General features: G+C 63.5%; 14 protein-coding genes and 5 pseudogenes. 8 read left to right on the top strand and 11 right to left on the bottom strand.

Translation table 11 applies throughout. From position 1 onward, the window contains the following. Positions 1-214: 214 nt before the first annotated feature. Positions 215-532: pseudogene (locus ACO1BU_RS31265) on the bottom strand (transposase); the annotation flags it as partial. Positions 533-574: 42 nt separating this feature from the next. Here ACO1BU_RS31265 and ACO1BU_RS31260 point away from each other — a divergent pair. Further along, positions 575-1,288: pseudogene (locus ACO1BU_RS31260) on the top strand (IS6 family transposase). A gap of 126 nt (positions 1,289-1,414) precedes the next feature. On the opposite strand, the gene ACO1BU_RS31255 reads toward ACO1BU_RS31260, so the two are convergent. The 4 genes and pseudogenes from ACO1BU_RS31255 to ACO1BU_RS31240 all read right to left on the bottom strand — a co-directional run bounded on the left by ACO1BU_RS31255 (position 1,415) and on the right by ACO1BU_RS31240 (position 5,893). Continuing rightward, complete coding sequence (locus ACO1BU_RS31255) at positions 1,415-2,653, bottom strand: ABC transporter substrate-binding protein (RefSeq protein WP_424139861.1); 1,239 nt, start codon at positions 2,651-2,653, stop codon at positions 1,415-1,417. Positions 2,654-2,853: 200 nt separating this feature from the next. Further along, a pseudogene (locus ACO1BU_RS31250) lies at positions 2,854-3,508 on the bottom strand (IS6 family transposase). A gap of 134 nt (positions 3,509-3,642) precedes the next feature. Next, on the bottom strand, positions 3,643-4,224 hold the full coding sequence (locus tag ACO1BU_RS31245) for a cold-shock protein (protein ID WP_424139860.1): 582 nt from the start codon (positions 4,222-4,224) through the stop codon (positions 3,643-3,645). Between the two features lie 707 nt (positions 4,225-4,931). Continuing rightward, positions 4,932-5,893, bottom strand: a protein-coding gene (locus ACO1BU_RS31240) for an IS630 family transposase (protein WP_424139859.1) whose coding sequence is annotated in 2 segments (ribosomal slippage) — positions 4,932-5,554 and positions 5,554-5,893 — 963 coding nt in all. Because the reading frame shifts where the segments join, the coding sequence is not laid out codon by codon here. 220 nt (positions 5,894-6,113) lie between these two features. On the opposite strand from ACO1BU_RS31240, the pseudogene ACO1BU_RS31235 reads away from it, so the two are divergent. Next, positions 6,114-6,584 (top strand): annotated as a pseudogene (locus tag ACO1BU_RS31235) (IS6 family transposase); the annotation flags it as partial. 54 nt (positions 6,585-6,638) lie between these two features. Here ACO1BU_RS31235 and ACO1BU_RS31230 read toward each other — a convergent pair. Next, positions 6,639-7,460: pseudogene (locus tag ACO1BU_RS31230) on the bottom strand (IS110 family RNA-guided transposase); the annotation flags it as partial. Positions 7,461-7,515: 55 nt separating this feature from the next. Between ACO1BU_RS31230 and ACO1BU_RS31225 the strand changes: the two are divergent. Then, positions 7,516-7,713: a hypothetical protein gene (locus tag ACO1BU_RS31225; RefSeq protein ID WP_424139858.1), complete on the top strand. Its 198-nt coding sequence runs from the start codon at positions 7,516-7,518 to the stop codon at positions 7,711-7,713. A gap of 144 nt (positions 7,714-7,857) precedes the next feature. Here ACO1BU_RS31225 and ACO1BU_RS31220 read toward each other — a convergent pair whose 3' ends face one another. The 3 genes from ACO1BU_RS31220 to ACO1BU_RS31210 form a co-directional block, all read right to left on the bottom strand. Continuing rightward, positions 7,858-8,868, bottom strand: a complete 1,011-nt coding sequence (locus tag ACO1BU_RS31220; protein WP_424139857.1) for a Bug family tripartite tricarboxylate transporter substrate binding protein — start codon at positions 8,866-8,868, stop codon at positions 7,858-7,860. 99 nt (positions 8,869-8,967) lie between these two features. Further along, on the bottom strand, positions 8,968-10,167 hold the full coding sequence (locus tag ACO1BU_RS31215) for an LLM class flavin-dependent oxidoreductase (protein WP_424139856.1): 1,200 nt from the start codon (positions 10,165-10,167) through the stop codon (positions 8,968-8,970). Then, the gene (locus ACO1BU_RS31210) at positions 10,167-11,000 is read right to left on the bottom strand and encodes an alpha/beta fold hydrolase (RefSeq protein ID WP_424139855.1); all 834 of its coding nucleotides are present in this window, start codon (positions 10,998-11,000) and stop codon (positions 10,167-10,169) included. Before ACO1BU_RS31210 ends, ACO1BU_RS31215 begins: the two co-directional genes overlap by 1 nt. 199 nt (positions 11,001-11,199) lie before the next feature. Between ACO1BU_RS31210 and ACO1BU_RS31205 the strand changes: the two genes are divergently transcribed. After that, positions 11,200-12,012: an IclR family transcriptional regulator gene (locus ACO1BU_RS31205; RefSeq protein WP_424139854.1), complete on the top strand. Its 813-nt coding sequence runs from the start codon at positions 11,200-11,202 to the stop codon at positions 12,010-12,012. Between the two features lie 98 nt (positions 12,013-12,110). Here ACO1BU_RS31205 and ACO1BU_RS31200 read toward each other — a convergent pair whose 3' ends face one another. Further along, entirely contained in the window at positions 12,111-13,031 is a 921-nt protein-coding gene (locus ACO1BU_RS31200) for an alpha/beta fold hydrolase (protein WP_424139853.1), read from the bottom strand. Between the two features lie 238 nt (positions 13,032-13,269). Here ACO1BU_RS31200 and ACO1BU_RS31195 point away from each other — a divergent pair, with 238 nt between their 5' ends. The 4 genes from ACO1BU_RS31195 to ACO1BU_RS31180 all read left to right on the top strand — a co-directional run bounded on the left by ACO1BU_RS31195 (position 13,270) and on the right by ACO1BU_RS31180 (position 17,797). Beyond that, complete coding sequence (locus ACO1BU_RS31195) at positions 13,270-14,928, top strand: FAD-dependent oxidoreductase (protein ID WP_424139852.1); 1,659 nt, start codon at positions 13,270-13,272, stop codon at positions 14,926-14,928. Positions 14,929-15,029: 101 nt separating this feature from the next. Beyond that, the gene (locus ACO1BU_RS31190) at positions 15,030-16,052 is read left to right on the top strand and encodes an amidohydrolase family protein (RefSeq protein ID WP_424139851.1); all 1,023 of its coding nucleotides are present in this window, start codon (positions 15,030-15,032) and stop codon (positions 16,050-16,052) included. 84 nt (positions 16,053-16,136) lie between these two features. Further along, entirely contained in the window at positions 16,137-17,117 is a 981-nt protein-coding gene (locus ACO1BU_RS31185) for a tripartite tricarboxylate transporter substrate binding protein (protein WP_424139850.1), read from the top strand. Positions 17,118-17,350: 233 nt separating this feature from the next. Beyond that, a complete protein-coding gene (locus ACO1BU_RS31180) occupies positions 17,351-17,797 on the top strand; it encodes a MarR family winged helix-turn-helix transcriptional regulator (RefSeq protein WP_424139849.1) in 447 nt (148 codons plus the stop codon). Between the two features lie 112 nt (positions 17,798-17,909). Here the strand turns inward: ACO1BU_RS31180 and ACO1BU_RS31175 are convergent. Then, positions 17,910-18,550 (bottom strand): segregation/condensation protein A (locus ACO1BU_RS31175; protein ID WP_424139848.1); only part of this gene is annotated, 641 nt, incomplete at its 5' end.

Here is an 18,550-nt window from a genome sequence, read left to right as displayed (position 1 = left end):
GACAGGCCGGACATAAGGGCGCACCTGACCGGATCTTTCACCAACACGAGCCTTTCGGCAGCACTTGCGAGGAACAGGTCTTGTATGGCGAAACATGTTCGCGCGCCGGTCGGCGTGTGACCAGGACCGCGACAGCACCTTGCCCTGCAACATCCCGGATCATAATGCCGCAGAGAGCAGATGCTCGTTGCCAGGCCTGGGCCGTCCACATAAGGGTGGTATGGTCTGGAACTGCCAGATCCAGGCCGAGCAGCCGGAGGAGCGAGCCGATCAAGCCCTCCGTCTGGCGCAGTGCCCGATGGAACACCGCCCGTAAGGTCAGTGCCGTCTCGATCGCCAGGGCGGAGTAGCGGCATTGACCGCCGCGGGTGGTGCACGGCGCCGCCCTCCAGGCCTCAATCGCCGCTTCGGAGAACCACACGACCAGGCTGCCGCGGGCACGCAGGCCAGCCTCGTAGGCCGGCCAATTCGTGACCCGGTGCCGCTGCTTCGGAATGTGATGTCGGCGGTCCCGATGAGCTTTGAAAGGCAAGCAGGGCATCCCCGTCCGGTGGTAGGGCCTCGCCCCCTTCCCATCCTACCCTGCGAACCCGCCACCTATCCTGGGTATCGCTTTCCGGCCGAGATCATCCGCCAGGCCGTCTGGCTGTATCATGTCTTCAGCCTGAGCTTGAGAGACGTAGAGCTGATCCTGGCGGAGCGGGGCATCACCGTCACGCGCGAGGGCATCCGGAACTGGTGCCGCGAATTCGGGTCGGTGTTCGCGACCCGGCTGCGGCAGCGCCGGCCCAAGCCGGGCGACAGCTGGCACCTCGATGAGGTGTTCCTGCGCATCAACGGCGCGCTGCATTACCTTTGGCGCGCGGTGGACCAGCACAGCGTGGTGCTGGATGTCCTGGTTCAGGATAGGCGGAACGGAAGTGCAGCCAAGCGGTTCCTCAAGCGCCTGCTTGCTGGGCTCAAGTAAAGGCCGCGTCGGCTGGTCACGGAAGGGCCGAGGAGCTACGGCGTGGCGAGGCGCGAACTCCTGCCCGAGGTGCGGCATCGGAACAGCCGGTACCTGAACAACCGGGCGGAGAACTCGCATCGGCCTACCCGGCGACGAGAGCGGCAAATGCAGCGGTGCAAGTCGGCCGGGCAGGCCCAGCGTTTCCTCTCTGCACACAGCTTGATCGACGGTCATTTCCGTCCGCGCCGCCACCTGATGACGACTGGCGAGTACCAACCCGCCCGGATCAAGGCCTTTCGGATCCGGCGACTGGAAACATGCGCCCAAGCCGCCCCCTGATCCTGCCGCACCCTCGATTACGCGGCCGAACTCGCCTTCTCGTCAAACAACTTGCCAATGCCAGCGGAGCCATCCCCGTCGCGCAATGGATCGCGCGATGGGCGGGGGTGTCCTCCGCTGCTCGGATCAAGTGCGGACGAGGGAGCAGTTACCTTGGGCAACCGGGCGATATGCCTCATCGACCGGGGTCGTTTCGACCAGCTTGTAGTAGTCCCAGGGGGTTCTGCTCTCGCCCGGCGCCTTCACCTCGAAGAGATAAGACGCCTGGATCTTGCGGCCATCTGCGCGGATAGAACCGCCTCCAAAGGCGTCGTCATCCGTGGGCTGCGCCTTCATGCGTGCCACCGTTGCCGCGCCGCTCGCCCTTGCTTCGGTGATGCCCATCTCGCCCGCTGTCTTGAGGTAGTGCAGTACGGAGGAATAACAACCGGCATGGATCATGCCCGGCATACTACCACCCATGCTTCCCTTGACCCGGTTAGTAAAGGCGCGCGTGCGGTCGTTTAAGTCCCAATAGAAACTTTCGGTTAGCACCAGTCCCTGCGCCGTTTGGAGACCAAGACTGTGCACGTCGTTAATCGGCAGGAGCAGCACCGCAACCTTTTGCCGGCGCGTCAGTCCGAACTCGGCCGCCTGCTTTACGCAGTTGACCGTGTCAGTTCCTGCATTCGCAAATCCCACCACCTTGGCCCTGCTCTGCTGCGCCTGCAGAAGGAAGGATGAGAAGTCTGTTGTTCCCGGAAAGGGATGCCGTACCGAGCCGAGAACGCGGCCGCCAGCAGCCTTCACAAAATCACCCGTATCCTTCTCCAGCGCGTGACCGAATGCATAGTCGGCGGTGATGAAGAACCAAGTATCTCCGCCTGCCTTCACCATAGCTCCGCCGGTAGAACGGGCCAGCATCCAGGTGTCATAGGTCCAATGGATGGTGTTCGGGCTGCAGGCTGTCCCCGTCAGGTCCGCGGTCGCGGCTCCCGAGTTCAGCATGATCTTGTTCTTCTCGCGCGTGATGCCGTTCACGGCGAGTGCGACGGAGGAGGTCGGAACATCCACGATCACGTCCACGGCGTCGCGGTCGATCCACTGGCGCGTCACCGTTGATCCAACATCCGGCTTGTTCTGGTGGTCTGCCTGCAGGACCTCGACATTAACGCCACGGGCCGTGATGCCGCTGTCCTGCACCGCTTGGCGAACAGCTGCAACTGAACCGGGGCCAGCGATCTCGCGATAAGTGCCGGATAGGTCGGTCAGCACGCCAATCTTCAGCGTGTTGTTCGCCTGTGCTCGGGCGCTGCTCCAGGGGAGCCCGCCGAGGGCCGGAAGGGCGGCGGCGCCCCCGAGAAGGGCACGGCGGTCGATGGTCATTTTATTGCGTCTCCTCTGTTGCTTTTCTGCGGTGGAAGCGACGCAGCCGAATGAAACGGCCCGACCTGCCCGAATCCGAGACTAACGAAATGATCCCCATACGCATACAAAACTTTTGGGTTTGTAGTTCCTGGATCTGGTAGCGCTGACTCCGTTGCAAAGTTCCGCGAGGGTCATGGACCGCCGCAGTAGGAGGTGGATCAGGCAGCCATCTGGAACAGCCGGGTGATGAAGCGGGCCTGGGCATGCATGTCGCCTTCACCCACTCGCCGAACCTGCCCCCTTTCTGAACATCGCCACAACCTCGAAGCCCGCCAGGGGTCGTCGCGCTGTGTGGACGCTTCCGAAGCCCATCCCTGGTCGAACCAGGCGTCGAATGCGCCTGTGGTCCTGCTCCACGATGTTGTTCAGAAACTTACAATGCCGTAGCCGCGAGCGACGCCACAACTCGCCTTCCCTTTTCATCTCCCTGGTCGCTTTCGGGTAGGCGGGCTTCTTGTCCACCGTGGTGGTGCGCGGCTTGGCCGTGTGCGGCTGGCCAAGCGCCTTGCAAAGGAAGCGCTTCGCGGCCGCTGTATCCCGCTTCGCCGCGAGAAGAAAATCGATGGTGTGCCCGCGGCTGTCCACTGCCCGATATAGATAGGTCCAGCACCCTTTCACCCGAATGTAGGTTCCGTCGACCCTCCAAGAGCCGTTGCCCCGGCGTAGATGCGGCCGGATCCGCCTCTCGAGCTCCGGGGCATAGGCCTGGATCCAGCGGAATAGGGTCGAGTGCTCCACCTCGACGCCGCGGTCTCGAAGCATGAGGGCGAGGTCGCGGTAGCTGACCGGGAACATCAGGTACCAGCGGACCACTCAAAGGATGATCTCGGCCGTGAACTGCCGTCCTTTGAACCGCCCGTTCTGGCCCAATGCTACCCCACCCGTTGCTCCGCCTCAGGTCCAACCTACCGACACCAGCCTGCTCCGAAAACTTTGCAACGGAGCCGCTATTCGAGCCTGATGGCGCTTGCTTCCAGTCCTTTCTTCCCCTGGACCACCTGCATGGTCACGGCCTGACCTTCTGAGAGCGGCGCCGTGCCGCTTTGCTCCAAGGCCGTGGCGTGCACGAACACGTCCTTGCCGCCTTCGTGCGGCGCGACGAAGCCGAAGCCCTTTTCGGCGCTGTACCATTTCACCGTCCCGCGGACTTCCTCGCCCTTGCGGGTTTGCGTCGACCCGAAGACTGGGGCAGCCGCCCGGGGCACTCGCGGTGGCGGCGAGGCCTCCCCGCTGTCTCCGACCTCGAGCACCTCCGTCACCTGCGGTCCTCTCTGACCCTGGCCCACTCGCACCCTCAGTCGGGTGCCTGGAGCGACCGCATCCACCCCTGCCTGCTGGAGGGCGCTGATGTGCAAGAAAGCATCACCCGAGCCACCATCAAGCGCGACGAAGCCGAAGCCCCTCTCCACATCGAACCTCTTGACCACAGCGCCCGCCGCCGGATCCGATGTAACGGGGAGCTGTCGTGAGAACGCCGGAGTTCCGGATGGCGAATACGCAGGCGCCGACCAGCCGCTGTCCTGCGGCATGTCGTCGTCGGACCCGCGTTTGCGGGACTTACGGTCGCGCCGCCAATCATGTTTGTCGGACATCTTTTGAACTCGAAAGGTAGAATTGGGGGAGCAGGAACCCGGACGCGCTTGTCCAGCGTCGTGTTTCGCATCTGCTATTCTGGGGCAGAAGTAGCGGTCGTCGCCACACGTCCACCGCCCGTCACGCGTGAACCGCCCGAAATGTGATTGCGGCGAAGGGTTCACGTTGATCCAGATCAAGGGTGCCATCTCGCGCGAGTTCAAGGCCAGCAATGAGGGTGCTGGCCAGTGCCGCCCGGAGCTTGAGTGGTCGTTCGTGTGCATGCGGCGGGATTGGGGGCAGGCATCGCTCGATCGGCAGTCCGGTCGGGTGTTGCTGGAGCAGTTCGGCGATGCGCTTGAGCGCGTCCGGAATGCGCCAGAGATCGGGCGGTCTTGGGCTGTAGGTGGGAGGCGGTTCAACCCCCTGCCCTTCCCTGCCCTCCAACATCGCGAGGGTCGCTTCGAGGAAGCCAACATAGAACTCAGCTCACGGCCGCGGCGGAGTGGGCGTCCCCAGCCCCCGCGGAAAGACCGCTTGCCCGAGCTGCGGCCGCGCCGCGAGCCAGTCCGCCCCCTCCCGCTGCCGGCGAGTTCGCACCTCGTCGGCAGCACCCCATCTTTGCCGGAAAGGGCGGGGACATCATCAGACAAGAGGTTTCCCATCAGTCTGGGTCATAGCCGGCTGCGGCGAAGTAGTTGGCGCACTCGGCTGGGGTGAAGGTTGGGATGAGCCGGCCGATAGCGTTCCAGAGACCGTAGACAGTGCGCTCGGCGGCTTTGCGGAGGAGCGCCTTGAGCTTTGAGAAGGCGTTCTCGACGGGCTTCGAGGCACTGCCTCGAAGGTCGGGACTGTAGGGCGGGAGGTGGAGCAGACTCGCGCCTGCGGCCTCGATAGAAGCTCTGACGCCCGCGCCCTTATGGCTGCCGAGATTGTCCATGATGACGACGTCGCCGGGCCGCAGCTCGGGTACGAGGGCCTGGTCGAGATAGGCCTGGAAGGCACGGCCGTTGATCGGGCCGTCGAGGACCATGGGTGCGACCATTCCCGTCTGGCGCAGGCCGGCGACAAAGGTGGTGGTCTTCCAGTGTCCGCGCGGGATGCTGGCCCGCAGACGCTCGCCCCGGGGTGCCCGGCCGCGGGTGCGGGCCATGTTCGTCGACGCCCAGGTCTCATCGATGAAGACCAGCTTCGCCGGGTCGAGGTCGAGCTGGCCTTCGAACCACGCCAAGCGCAGCCTCAGGATGTCCGGCCGGTCCTGCTCCGCAGCGTGGGCGGTCTTTTTTTCCATGTCATCCGGCGCCGGTCGAAGAAGCGCCACAGCGTGCCGACGCCAGCTGACACGCCCGCCTTGGCCAGTTCAGCCCGGATCTCCTTCAGCGTGATGTCGGAGGTTCGCTCGACCAGGCCCAGGATCAGCGGCGCATGCGCCTCAATCCGGGCCGTTCGGCGGTCCCCGCCCAGCGGCCCCGGTGCGACCGAGCCCGCCTCCCGCGCCAGCGTGGCCCAGCGGATCGCACTTGATGCGCTCACCCCGAAGCGGGCCGCCGCCGCCCGGCGGGACGCACCGGCAGATATCGCCGCCACTACCCGCTCCCGCAAATCCACCGACAGCGGCTTCGACATGCCCCGGCCTCCCTCGCCAGAGACACTGAATCACCCTCCTAGAACCTCGCGGATCACAAGCGATTCAGTCAGGCCGGAAACCGCTCTAATGCTCGCCGACCGTGGTGTGGATGTCGCGTACACCCCCTCTTCCGCTGGATCCAGGCCTACGCGCCCGAGATCGAGAAGCGGATCCGACCACACCTGCGGCTGAGCAACGGCTCTTGGCCGGGTCGACGAAACCTACGTGCGGGTGAAGGGGCGCTGGATGTACCTGTACCGTGCCGTCGGCAGCCGCGGGCGGACGATCGACTTCCTGCTCTTGGCCAAGCGGGACGCCGAGGCCGCCAAGCGCTTCTTCCGTAAGGCGCTGGCCCAACCGCATACGGTAAGCCCATGCACCATCGCCGTGGACAAGAACCCGGCCTACCCGTGTGCCGTCGAGCAGCTGAAGGAGGACGGCGAGCTGTGGCGCTTCCCCCGCCTCCGGCAATGCAAGTTTCTCAATAACATAGTGGAACAACACCAGCGGCGCGTGAAACGCCTCATCAGACCGGGGCTCGGCTTTGGTAGTTTTCATACGGCACGACGATCACTGGCGGGCTACGAGGTGATGACGATGGTGAGGAAGGGGCAGCTTCCAAACATCAACGGGTGCGACATGCGCGCCCAAGTCACCTTCGTCACCGAGCTGTTCCAGATTGCTGCCTGATCCGCCTGCTGTCCACGCCACCTGCGGCCCGCCGCAAAGTTCGCAACACAACCGCAGGCGGCGGATGTGACCATCTCCCTGCTTGCTAATGCCCCCAAGCCGCTCCTTGCCACCCGAACTGTGGGCTTCGGGCGTGAGGCTGAGCCAGGCCGCGAACTGCCGGGATGAACGGAAGAGAGAGGCGTCCGGCACGGTCGCGGCGATTGCCGAGGCGGTGATGGGTCCTACGCCGGGAATAGTTGCCAGACGTCGGCTCGCGTCGCTGGCCCGGTGCCAGGACAGGATCTGTCTCTCTAAGCGTTCGATCTCACCCGACACCGCGCGATACTGCGCTGCCAAACCATGCAGCGCCGAACGCGCGAGCGCCGGAAGGTCGTCCTGCTGCTCGTGCAGCGCTGCATTGACGGCCGCGGCACCCGCCCGTCCGACGCTCGCGACGAAGCCGTGCTCGGCCAAGTTGGCCCGGATAGCGTTGATGAGCATCGTGCGCTGCCGGACGAGCAGGTCGCGCGCCTTGTGGAGCATGAGCACGGCCTAGGTCTCATCGCCCTTTACCGCGACAAAACGCATGGTCGGCCGTGTCACGGCATCTGTAATCGCCTCGGCGTCGGCAGAATCTATCTTGCCGCGCTTTACATATGCTTTCACGTAGGCTGGCGGCATCAGCTTCACCTCATGCCCAATCGCGATCAGCTCGCGCACCCAATGGTGCGCTGATGCGCACGCCTCCATGCCGACGAGACACGGGGGCAGGGCCGAAAAGAACCTGAAGACCTCGGCACGGCGGAGTGGGCGGCGGACAACAACGCGCCCGTCAGCGCTGACCGCTTGGACCTGGAACACGTTCTTGGCGAGGTCGAGACCGATGGTGGTAATCTCCCGATGCGTGGCACAGCGCCTTTGACTTGGACCTACGGGATCCTATTATCTCATGGTCACGATGGGGGCAGGCGCCGTCAACATCATCAAGTTATCGGAGCAGGCACAGCGGTTCCTCTCGGCGCACGCGATGATCTATGGCCACTTCCGTCCACGGCGGCACCTGATGACCGCCGATCAGTACCGCCATTCGCGCGACAAGGCCTTCCGGATCTGGCGGCAAGAGACGTACGCCAAGACGAGGGCGTGAGATCACGCAAGTCCCGTCGAGCGGTCAAACTCGCCTGGTCATCAAGCAACGTGACAATGCCGATTCCCGTCACCAGAGGGGCAGAGATCGAACGCGACGGTTATCCTCCAAGGTCCTTCAACACCGTCTGCACCTCAGACACCGTTATTCCACCCCGATGCCCCGCTCCCTGACGAAGGCGGTCCAGCGCTGAACCTGCTCCGCATGAAACTGCGCGAAAGCATCTCCGCCTTCGCCGATCGGGTCGAAGCCGATCTGGCGAAGACGCGCCTGGGTCGCAGGATCTTTGACGATTGTGATGAATAGGTTGCTGAGCCGGTCACGCAGCGGAGTTGGCATCCGCGCAGGTCCGTAGACGCCGATCCAGCTCGTCAGGACAACGTCGCTCAGACCCCGCTCAATCATAGTCGGCAGTTCGGGAAGTTTCGTGATCCGCTCCTTGCTTAGCACTGCAAGAGCCCGAAGCTGCCCGTCCGCGATAAAGGGCATGGTGACGGGAAGCACCTCGAACATCACGTCCAGATCGCCGGAAATCAGGGAGAGCAACGAGGTTGGTCCCCCTCGCGACGGCACATGGATCATCCGCAGCCCGGTCTGCTGCGCGAACAACTCCGCCACGAGCTGATGGATCGAGCCGACACCCACAGAACCATAGGCCACTCCCTGTGGTCGTCCCTTGGCATAAGAGATGAACTCCTCCAGCGAGTTCACTCCAAGCTTGGAATTGACCACCATCACGATCGGATAATCGGCGGAAAGCGAGAGCGGCGTGAAGTCCTTCAATGGATCCAGCCGGGCGTTCGGGTTGACAGCCGGCGCCAGTGCCATGCTCGACAGGCCGGTGACAAGAAGCGTATGGCCGTCAGGGGGAGCGTTGATGACCTCCCGCATTCCAATGAAGCCTGTTGCACCCGGCTTGTTTTCGGCCACCACCGTCACGCCGCCGAGTTGAACGGACAACTGCTCTGCCAGAAGCCGCGCGACGGTATCCGTAATTCCTCCCGGCGCGAATGGGATGATGATGCGGACAGGGCGGGAAGGATAACGCTCCTGGGCCCATCCTCGTGTTGGGAGACCGGCCGTAGCCAAGCCAGCGGCAAGAATACCGCGGCGGCTAGCCCGCGTCTCAGCACGGTCCGTCTCTTCATCCATCATGGCGTCCCCCACCTTTTCAACTTCATTGCGGGCCCAGTGTTTGGCTCACAGGCTCCGTATTGCTGTTTTGGCTTCCTTTTTCAGGTCTTCCGAACCCGGCTAAGCCGCAATGCTGCCCTGCCTCGGTTTGGCACAATGCTCCCGGAGCCGTGGAAGCACTTCTCGCGCGATGAGGTTCAAACTATCGACCGTATCCAAATGGCCCATATCGCCGGCCTGCGACATCAATAGCAGGTTCCCCAGACCACCGACGGCATCCACAAAGTCAGCGGCCTGCGCGAAAACATCGTCAGGTGTGCCTGCAAATAGGACACCGGCCTCCATGAGTTCCTCAATGGTGGCGTTATAGAGGGAGATGCGCTTCCCGGAGCGGGTCTTCATCGTCCGCGGCGCGTTGGGTCCCGCGCGCATCATCTGCATATTCGCTTCAACCGGCATGTACCCGGGGGGATTGCGGAAGGGCTCCGCGACCTGACCCGTAGTCCGCACGTAGCTGATGACCCTCTCGGCACGCCGCATCGCCTCGGCCCGACTGGACGCGATCCCGACCATGGCGAGATAACCGAAACGGTCCGCGGGCGCCTCCCCTGGATGGCCAGCCTGCCTCCAGGAGTCGCGGTACTCCTGGTAGAGCCCTGCCGTCGCGGCATATCCGCCGAGGAAGGTGCCGACGACATAGCCTCTTTCAGCCACAGCGCGGACGCTCTGCGGGCTGGACGCTGTGATCCAGACTGGCGGATGCGGCTGCTGCCAGGGACGCGGCCAGATGTTCACCTGCCGATGGTGGAAGTACTCCCCCTCAAAGTTAAACGGGCCATCATGCGTGGTCATAGCTTTGATGATAAGATCATGAGCCTCCCATAGCCGATCCATCATCCGGACCGGGTTGGAGTTGGCAGCCGCAACTTCGTAAGGAACGCCCTTCACGAAGCCCATTTCGAGCCTTCCACGGGAGATCACATCGATCATCGCGAGTTCCTCCGCCACGCGCAGCGGATCCGGTCGATTGGCTAGTGGAACGCCGAGGGCGAGAAGCCGCGCTCGCTTCGTGATCCGTGCGAGGATCGCCAGGGTAATACTGGCCGAAGCCGATAGACAGGTCGCCGTCGAGTGATGCTCGTTGACCATAATATCGAGGCCGAGCTCGTCCGCGAGTACCCATTCGTCCTGGTAGCGATGCAGCAAGTCTGCAGCCTTAACCGGATCGCAATGTCGATTGGGCAAGCTAATCCGCAGCGATTCGAATTCTGGATTCCAGGCTTCCGGATAGGGCTGTTCGGTGAAATGGAAGATGCGCATTACGCGGCCTCCGCCTTCAGATTGCCTGGGTCCATTTGCCGCGACGCATCCGACGCAAAAGCGAGAATCCGGCCCGCCGTTGCGTCGGGCTGCTCGACATGAGGAAAATGGCCGGCAGCGTCGATCACTTCGAAGGTTGAATTGGGAATCCGGGCCGCATAGCTCTGCCCGTATTCGGGCGCCGTGATGCGGTCCGCCGCGCCCCAGAGGCAAAGTGTGGGTACGTTGATGCGGTGCAGCCAGTTGCGCAGCTTCGGATTGTACATGTACGGGCGCCATCCAAAGAAGGCCAAGGCTTCGCGATTACGCGCGAAGCTGCGAAGATCGTCCTCCCGCAGTTCTGCCGGCTTGGGGCCAAAACGATCAGCATCGTAATAGGTTCTGCGGTCTAGCTCTGCGGTGCTGAGCCCGAAGACATCCGCGATGTCGCGATCCTCTCGGCCTCCATTTTTGATGCCGACCGCCCCCATCAGCACGAGTCTTGCAATCCGGGCGGTGGAGCGAACAGCCACTTCGGCCGCGATCCAACCTCCAAAATCCGAGCCAACGACGACGACGTTAGTTAGATCCAGTGCGTCGAGTAGATCGAGCGTGACATAAGCGAGGTCATCGACGTTCGTAATGTGCTTCGGCAGCTCACTCGTCCCGAAGCCCGGGAGTAGGGGCGCGACGACCATATGCCTGGTACTCAAACGATCCAGCAAGGCATCCGCTCCCAGGAGGCCGTTTCCAGGGTGAAGGAAGACTAGGGGCTGGCCAGTTCCTCGGACCGAGAGTTCTAGAGTTGCCCCCCCGACCTTTAGCGTCGCCGGCCCGCCGTCAAACTGCCTCATTGCGGTCCTCCCTGCTTACTCGTTCGGCGCCCACGGGACCTGCTCACCCGGCTCACGCGCAGGGTTCACCGTGCCTCGCGGCATGGAGGAAGCCTCGCATCCCGAACCAGCGTCAGCAACAAATTCTATATATCCGCAATGAATTTCCATATGTATGTAATTTAGGCGATCTTCCCAGCTCGAAGGATCCACGCTTCACATGCCAGCTGACCCCAGCGTCAAATCCGCCACGCGTGTGTTTGAAATCCTGGAATATTTCAGTGAGGTACGCCGCCCCCTCCGACTGAAGGACTTTGTGGACCACTCTGGCTACCCGGTCTCATCAACTGCCGCGCTACTCAAGACCATGACCGCCCAGGGTTATCTCACCTTCGACCGTGTTGCGCGGACCTATCTGCCGACCTTGAAGCTACTGCGCTTGGTCGGCTGCATTTCATCGGCCGCCTATGAGAGCGGGCCTGTGCTCGACGCCATGCGAAACTTGCAGCAGAGCACAGGAGAGCTGATCGTCCTCGGCACGGTCAACGACATCCATGTGGAGTACGTCGAGGCTCTTCGCTCAACCCAAGACATCCAGCTCTGGAGCCCCCCGGGCACCAAGCGCCTTCTAGTACAGTCAGCTTTGGGCTGGATGCTGCTTTCGGAACTTCCCTCGAGGGTAGTAGAGCGCATCTTTCGCCGCACCGTCGCGCTGGGCAAAATATCCGAAGCTGAGCTCCCCCTCCATGCCTTGTTCACTCGGCTGGAGGCGTGCCGCCAAGCCGGGCATATCTTTCCTATGCCCACAGACTATGTGCGTACTCCCGCCCAGCCCGGCGGCGCCATTATCGCGACGACAGCACCAACGGCTCCCGGCCAGCGGCCACTGGCGATCGGTGTAGGCGGACCTGCAACGCGCCTGAGAGAAAATATGGACCACATCGTTCAGGAGATGCGGCGCGAGATGCTCGTTTTGGAGGGCGTCATTATGCCGTCCTCAGAAAGCTCCGCATCGACACTGAATGACCTCTAACCGCTCAGGACTGGAGAACTGCTCAACCCAAATTGTGACATAAGCCTTGCGAGGCAGCCGGCAGCAAGAATGGATCTGGACGGCAACACCCGCCGGGTTCAGCTTCCGCAAAGGAAATTTAGGACGACGCGGTTGAATTCCTCTGGCGCGTCGATCTGCGGGCAGTGGCCAGCTTCTTGCACAACATGGAGCTCAGCACCCGGGATCTGTGCCTGAAGATCGGGACCGAAATTTTCCTTCCTCAGCACGTCCTTAGCACCTGTTACGAGCAGGAGCGGGCGTGAGATTCCCGAATAGTCCGGAGGCTTTGGCATCCCACCGCTCCGCCGGCCAGGTGCCTTAAAGCGGACTGCAGCGGCGCATTCCCAGGCGCCACGCGCCAGCGAGCTGCGGTGACGGCGATCGACATAGGCTTCGTCCTCCCTCACATCCGAGTTTACGAACATCGTCCTGACGATACGGCGCATATGGTCCCGGCTGCCGTCGTAACTATTGAGGGTCTCGCGAGCGTCGTTCTCCGGGATATCGCCGCCGCCGCAGACGACGACCATGCGATCGATCGGCCAGGGCGGCTCCGCCATGGCGGCGGCTGCGAGCAACATGGTGCCCCCCATCGAGTTGCCCATGAACGCCGCACGGTCGATGCAGAGCGTGCGCAGAAAGCTGGCGATGTGCCGCGTCCGCAGGCCTCGCATATCCTCGAAGCAGAAGAGTTTTTGCGTCTCGCCATAGCCGAGCCAATCCGGTGCATAGACATGGAAACGTTCGGCGAGGACCGCGATATTGTGTTCCCAACTCAACTCGGCCGATGCGCCGAACTCACCGCTGTGAAGCAGAATGAGCGGCAACCCTTTGCCTGCCTCAAGATAGTGCGTCCGGATTCCGTCAACCTGAATAAACCGGCTGTGAACCTCGATCGGAGGGGTTTGTTGTTGACCAGACCGCATCAGCCCCGCAGCGCCAGCCGTGACCATGCAGGCCTTCGGCGTTGGGGCCTCGGTCGGCGCAGTGACCTCCATACGGCTTCCTCCTTTCTGGGACGCTCACAGGCGCCACTTGGCCGCCTAGACTAATCGGCCGAGCCTTACCGGAGTCAATCTTTCCTCATCTATGAGATAGTTTTCTCTATATATGGAAAATTGGGGCCTGGATATTTCTTCCGCCTGAATCACCTGCCACGCTGATGTTGACCCCGGCAGTCAGGAAGCCTTACCGTTTCCCCAAAATCTGCGACGGACCTGAGGGAGGACGGTCGGAATGGACGCGCCGGAACGTTGTTCTGTGCTGATCGCAGGCGGCGGGCCGTGCGGACTTATGCTGGCGATAGAGCTGGCACGCCGCGGCGTCCGCGTCTTGCTGGTGGACGACAAGCCGGGGACAGCGTTCAACCCGCAGGCCAACGCCACCCAGGCGCGGACGATGGAGCATTACCGCCGCCTCGGCTTTGCGGAGGAGATCCGCGCTCTCGGCCTTCCGCCCGACTATCCCACGGACATCGCCTACTTCACGCGCTTCACCGGCCACGAGCTCGCCCGCTTCCGCTTGCCATCGGCGCAGGAAGCGCAGCAGCGCGTCACGGGGCTCTCCGGAGCCTGGAGCGCGGCGGAGCTGCCGCATCGCGTATCGCAGAAGTATGTGGAACGCGTCCTCCGTCGCCAAGCAGAAGAGGCAGGCGCCACTGTACGCTACGGCTGGCGTCTAACACGCTTCGAAGACCACAAGGATCATGTGGAGGCACGGATCGAGGATGCTCACGGCACGGCGGGCCGCAGCATACGCGCGGATTATCTTGTCGGCGCGGACGGACCACGGAGCTACGTGCGCAGTCAGCTCGGCATCCGCTACGCCGGCTCGTCTGGCATTGCGCGCGACTTCATGGGCGGCCGCATGTACGCCCTCTACCTACGTAGCCCCAGTTTCTACAGCGTAGTGACGCACGCGAAAGCCTGGATGAACGTGACTTACAATCGGGACCGCCGGGCCTTCATGGCCGCGGTGGACGGGAAGGAGGAGTTCGCCTTCCACACGCAGCTTCGGGACGGGGAAGACGAGGGCGCCATCTCCGATGCAGATGCGCGGCATCTTTTCGAGCGCGCCGCCGGCAAGCCGATCGAAGCGGAGATCCTGTCACGCTGCGCCTGGACCGCCGGCCATGCACTTGTGGCCGAATCTTTTGGCCGTGGCCGCGTTTTCATCGCCGGCGATGCCGCGCATTTGTTCACGCCGGCCGGAGGCCTTGGCTACAACACCGCCGTCGAGGATGCAGTAAATCTCGGCTGGAAGCTTGCCCATGTCCTGCAGGGGCTCGCACCGCCCACCCTGTTGGAAAGCTACGAGGTGGAGCGGCAGGCGCTCGCGCGGCGGAATACGACTTATGCGCGGCAACTCGCGGACTCCCTCAGCTACCGTCCGGCACCGCTGGAATTAGAGGAAGATTCGCCAGCCGGCGAAGCGGCTCGCCGCCAAGCTGGCGAGCATCTGAACGCGCATGCACGCCGGGAATTCAACATCCCAGGCATCACGTTCGGCGGGCGCTACGATAGTTCGCCCATTATCGTGCCGGACGGCACTACGCCCCCGGCCGACGCGCTGAATCACTACGAGCCGACCGCCTGCCCCGGCGGCCGGCCGCCGCATGCCTGGCTGCCAGATGGCCGCTCCCTCTATGACAGCTTCGGCTTCGACTGGACGCTGCTGCGGCTCGGCCCAGGGCCCGCCGAAGTAGAACCGTTCTCGAGGGCGGCAGCGACGGCGGGGCTGCGGCTCCGTGTGGTTTCGCTTCCCGGGCAAGAGTTGCGAGATCTCTACGAGCGTGACCTCGTCTTGATCCGCCCGGACCACATGGTGGCCTGGCGCGGCAATGACGCGGCGGCGGCTGAAGCGGTATTGGCCAGGGCGACCGGACATCGACGATGACGCTGCATCCGCTCCCATTCCCTTCGAGGCATCGTTTGCACGCATGCCGCGGAAGGTCCCTTTCCCATCAGTGAAGCCCGCTAGAGGCAGAGAGGAAACACATGCGCTACATTGACGCCTTCAACCATTTCTTTCCTAAAAGACTTTGGGACCGGATGCTCGCCTCCGAGGGTCAGGCCCGGAATATCGGCACGCGCATGCGCAACATCCCGGCAATCTACGACCTGGATGTCCGCTTCAAGGTGATGGATCGGTTCAGCCACCACGATTACACGCAGGTGATCTCCCTCGGCATGCCACCGCTGGATCAGCTGGGCGGGCCGGATGTCACGCCAGAACTGGCGCGGCTGGGCAATGACGGCATGGCAGAGCTGGTGCAGCAGCATCCCGACCGTTTTGCTGGCTATGTCGCCTCCCTTCCTATGAACGCGCCCGAGGCCGCCACGCAGGAAGCGGAGCGCGCCCTGCGGAACGGCGCAAATGGCTTGCAGATCCACAGTCATGTGGACGGCCTGCCGCTCGATGACGAACGCTTCTTTCCGATCTTCGAAGTCGCGGCGCGCAGCGGCAAGCCAGTGCTGCTTCATCCGACGCGCGGCAACGAGATGCCGGACTACCGCAGCGAGGATCGCTCGAAATACGAGATCTGGTGGACCTTCGGCTGGCCCTATGAGACGAGCGCCGCAATGGCCCGCTTGGTCTTCTCCGGGCTGATGGATCGCCTACCGGAGCTCAAGGTCATGGCGCATCATCTCGGCGCGATGATCCCATATTTCGAAGGGCGTGTGGGCCCAGGCTGGGACCTGCTCGGCACGCGCACGACGGATGAGGACCTCAAGCCTGTGCTCCAGCAGCTGCGGAAGCGGCCCTTCGAGTATTTTAAGCACGACTTCTATGCAGATTCCGCCACCTTCGGCTCCCGCGCAGCGATGGTTTGCGGGCTGGAGTTTTATGGGGCCGATAAGGTGCTGTTCGCCTCCGACTGCCCCTTCGACCCAGAGAAAGGCCCGGGCTACATCCGGGAAACGATCGCCGTTCTCGAATCTCTCGAACTCTCGCCGGAGGACCGCGACAAGATCTGCTTCCGAAACGCGGAGAAGCTGTTTGGCCTGACACCCCGTTGACCATGCAAGAGCCGGCGGAACCAATCGTTCCGCCGGTCGCCGGGTCGGGGCGCCACAATGAAGCAACACAGGAGGAGACAAGCCATGATCACCCGGAGGCACCTCGGAGCTTCAGGCGCCCTCCTGCCGCTGTTGGCCATGCCGTGGAAATCAGCCAGGGCACAGCGCCTGATTCCTGACGGACCGGTTACGATCGTCGTGCCTTATACGCCTGGAACTGGCCCCGATATTCTCAGCCGTCTCCTGGCGCCCAGCCTGCAGCAGCGTTTTGCCCAGAGCGTCGTTGTGGACAACCGCCCCGGCGCGAGCGGAAATATTGGCACGCAGTTCGTCGCGCGCGCGGCGCCGGACGGGCGGACACTCATGCTCCAGCCCAATACCTTCGTCATGAATCCCAGCCTGTTCCAGCAGGTGCCCTACGACCCGATCAAGAGCTTCACGCCGATTATCCTGCTCAGCAGGGGCGATCTGGTCATGGTGGTGAACCCCGACGTGCCAGCCAGCGATGCCCGCGAACTGGCGGAACTGGCCCGAGCCAAGCCCGGAAGCCTGGATTACGGCTCACCGGGTACCGGCACACCGCAGCACCTGGCCATGGCCCTGTTCGGGCTGACAGCCGATGTCAGGATGAATCATGTTCCCTATCGTGGGGCAGCACCATCAATCCAGGATTTGATCGGCAGACGCATCGCGGCGATGGTACTGCCGGTGCACACTGCTCTTCCCTTGGCCCAGGCCGACCAGCTCCGCATGCTGGCCATATGCGGCGACCGTCGCACCGATGTCGCACCCGATGTACCGACCTTAGCCGAAGCGGGCTTTCCTGGATCCCAGGCGGATCTCTGGTTTGGCCTGTTCGGCCCGGCGGAGTTGCCCGCCGATTTCGTGCGGAGCGTGAATGCCGGCCTCAACACCTGGCTAGGGGATCCGAAGACGCGGGACGCCTTGCGCGCACAGGGCATGAAGCCGGCAGGCGGCACACCGGAGGCCTTAGGCGAGTTGGCGCAGCGCGACCTCGCCCGTTGGGCCGATGTCATCCGCCGAAGTGGCATATCGGCGGGCTAGGTCCGGAGCGGATGGCCAAGCGTGACGCAGCAGGCGGCCGGTCAGCCGGGTATCAGCCTCCGAGTGGAACCACGCCTGCTTCCCTGGCCGGCCGCGCCGCCCAGGGGGAGGCCGGTGACATGAGCACGCGGGAGGGAATGCATCGTCCCCGCACTCGGAAGGCCATCAAATCCGCCTCATCTGGCCGAGGTACACCGCTCCCGCCGCCACGCACCGGCCCCGTGGTAGCGCCGGTGCGAGGTGACCTCACGAACTGGCGTCAGTACAATATAGGGCGCCTCCTGAACCAGGCTGTCCATCGCTTCGAGAGCCGGATCTTGGTGCTGCTTGAGGAGCAGGGCTTCACCGGGGTGCGCCTCGCCCATATCAACGTGACGCGCAACTTAGATGTGGAGGGGACGAGAGCAACCGAGCTCGCCAGCCGGGCAAGCATGACAAAGCAGGCGATGGGCGAACTCATCGAGCAATGCGTCGGCCTTGGCCTTGTACGGCGGGAACCCGACCCAGCCGATGGGCGCGCCAAGATCATCCGCTTCACGGCCAGTGGCCTGCACTTCCTAGACCAGTTCCGCCTCGCCCTTTTGACCGCCAAGGAAGAGATGGACGAAAGTCTCGGACCGGAGCGGGTCCAGGTGCTACTCGACGTCCTGTGGGATTATTGCCATCCGGAGGCGCCCTGATCGGCTTGGCCGTATGGATAGGGCCCACATGCGGCCGGCCCTCCTGCTCCAGAGAATGTTTGCGCCCAGTTCCTATGCCGCAGGCAAAGAGATTCAGAGGCTTAAGCCCGAGTTATCGAGGCGAAGCCGCTCGCTCCGCGAGTAATGGTGCCGAACCTAGCGTGACGGTCCCGAAGGGTTCTGCCTGGTCGAGTGCGACAGCCCCGTTCCGCGCCAACTCGAGCCCCGCGACAAGGGTGCTGGCGAGGGCGGCCCGGAGCCGAATGGGGCGATCCGGTGCGTGCGGTGGAACCGGCGGCAGGCAGCGCTCGAGGGGCAGGCCGTCCGGGTGCTGCGGGAGGATCTCGGTGATGCGGCGGATGGCATCCGGGATGCGCCAGAGATCGGACGGCTTCGGCTGATAGGTGGGGGCGGGCTCGGTGATCTGCCCCTCCCTCCCCTCCAGCATGGCCAGCGTCGCCTCCAGGAAGGCCAGGTACAGCTCTGTCTGCGGCCGGGCTTGGGGTGGCGTGCTTCCTCCCCGACCGAACACCGCCCTCCCAAGCTGCGGGCGTGAGGCCAGCCAGTCGGCCCCGGCCCGCATGCGCGCGAGCTCGTCGAGCTGAGCCAGCCTCCTGCGCGCCTCCGCCCCGGCCTCTTCCGCCTCCTCCGGGCTGGCAGGGGCCAGAAGCTGCGTCTTGAGCAGCAGGAGCTGGCTCGCCAGAACCAGCCACTCCGCCCGGCGCTCGAGGCGAATGCGCCCACCACCATTCT

Source organism: Roseomonas chloroacetimidivorans (genome assembly GCF_049629625.1).
GTDB lineage: Bacteria > Pseudomonadota > Alphaproteobacteria > Acetobacterales > Acetobacteraceae > Roseomonas > Roseomonas chloroacetimidivorans.
This window is presented reverse-complemented; position numbering and strand designations above follow the sequence as displayed.

What these genes read in the sequence shown, in the direction of transcription:
- ACO1BU_RS31190 (WP_424139851.1), top strand. Translation starts at nt 15,030, where the DNA reads ATGCGCTACATTGACGCCTTCAACCATTTCTTTCCTAAAAGACTTTGG.
- ACO1BU_RS31255 (WP_424139861.1), bottom strand. Translation starts at nt 2,653, where the DNA reads ATGACCATCGACCGCCGTGCCCTTCTCGGGGGCGCCGCCGCCCTTCCG.
- ACO1BU_RS31200 (WP_424139853.1), bottom strand. Translation starts at nt 13,031, where the DNA reads ATGGAGGTCACTGCGCCGACCGAGGCCCCAACGCCGAAGGCCTGCATG.
- ACO1BU_RS31185 (WP_424139850.1), top strand. Translation starts at nt 16,137, where the DNA reads ATGATCACCCGGAGGCACCTCGGAGCTTCAGGCGCCCTCCTGCCGCTG.
- ACO1BU_RS31205 (WP_424139854.1), top strand. Translation starts at nt 11,200, where the DNA reads ATGCCAGCTGACCCCAGCGTCAAATCCGCCACGCGTGTGTTTGAAATC.
- ACO1BU_RS31225 (WP_424139858.1), top strand. Translation starts at nt 7,516, where the DNA reads ATGGTCACGATGGGGGCAGGCGCCGTCAACATCATCAAGTTATCGGAG.
- ACO1BU_RS31245 (WP_424139860.1), bottom strand. Translation starts at nt 4,224, where the DNA reads ATGCCGCAGGACAGCGGCTGGTCGGCGCCTGCGTATTCGCCATCCGGA.
- ACO1BU_RS31220 (WP_424139857.1), bottom strand. Translation starts at nt 8,868, where the DNA reads ATGATGGATGAAGAGACGGACCGTGCTGAGACGCGGGCTAGCCGCCGC.
- ACO1BU_RS31215 (WP_424139856.1), bottom strand. Translation starts at nt 10,167, where the DNA reads ATGCGCATCTTCCATTTCACCGAACAGCCCTATCCGGAAGCCTGGAAT.
- ACO1BU_RS31210 (WP_424139855.1), bottom strand. Translation starts at nt 11,000, where the DNA reads ATGAGGCAGTTTGACGGCGGGCCGGCGACGCTAAAGGTCGGGGGGGCA.
- ACO1BU_RS31195 (WP_424139852.1), top strand. Translation starts at nt 13,270, where the DNA reads ATGGACGCGCCGGAACGTTGTTCTGTGCTGATCGCAGGCGGCGGGCCG.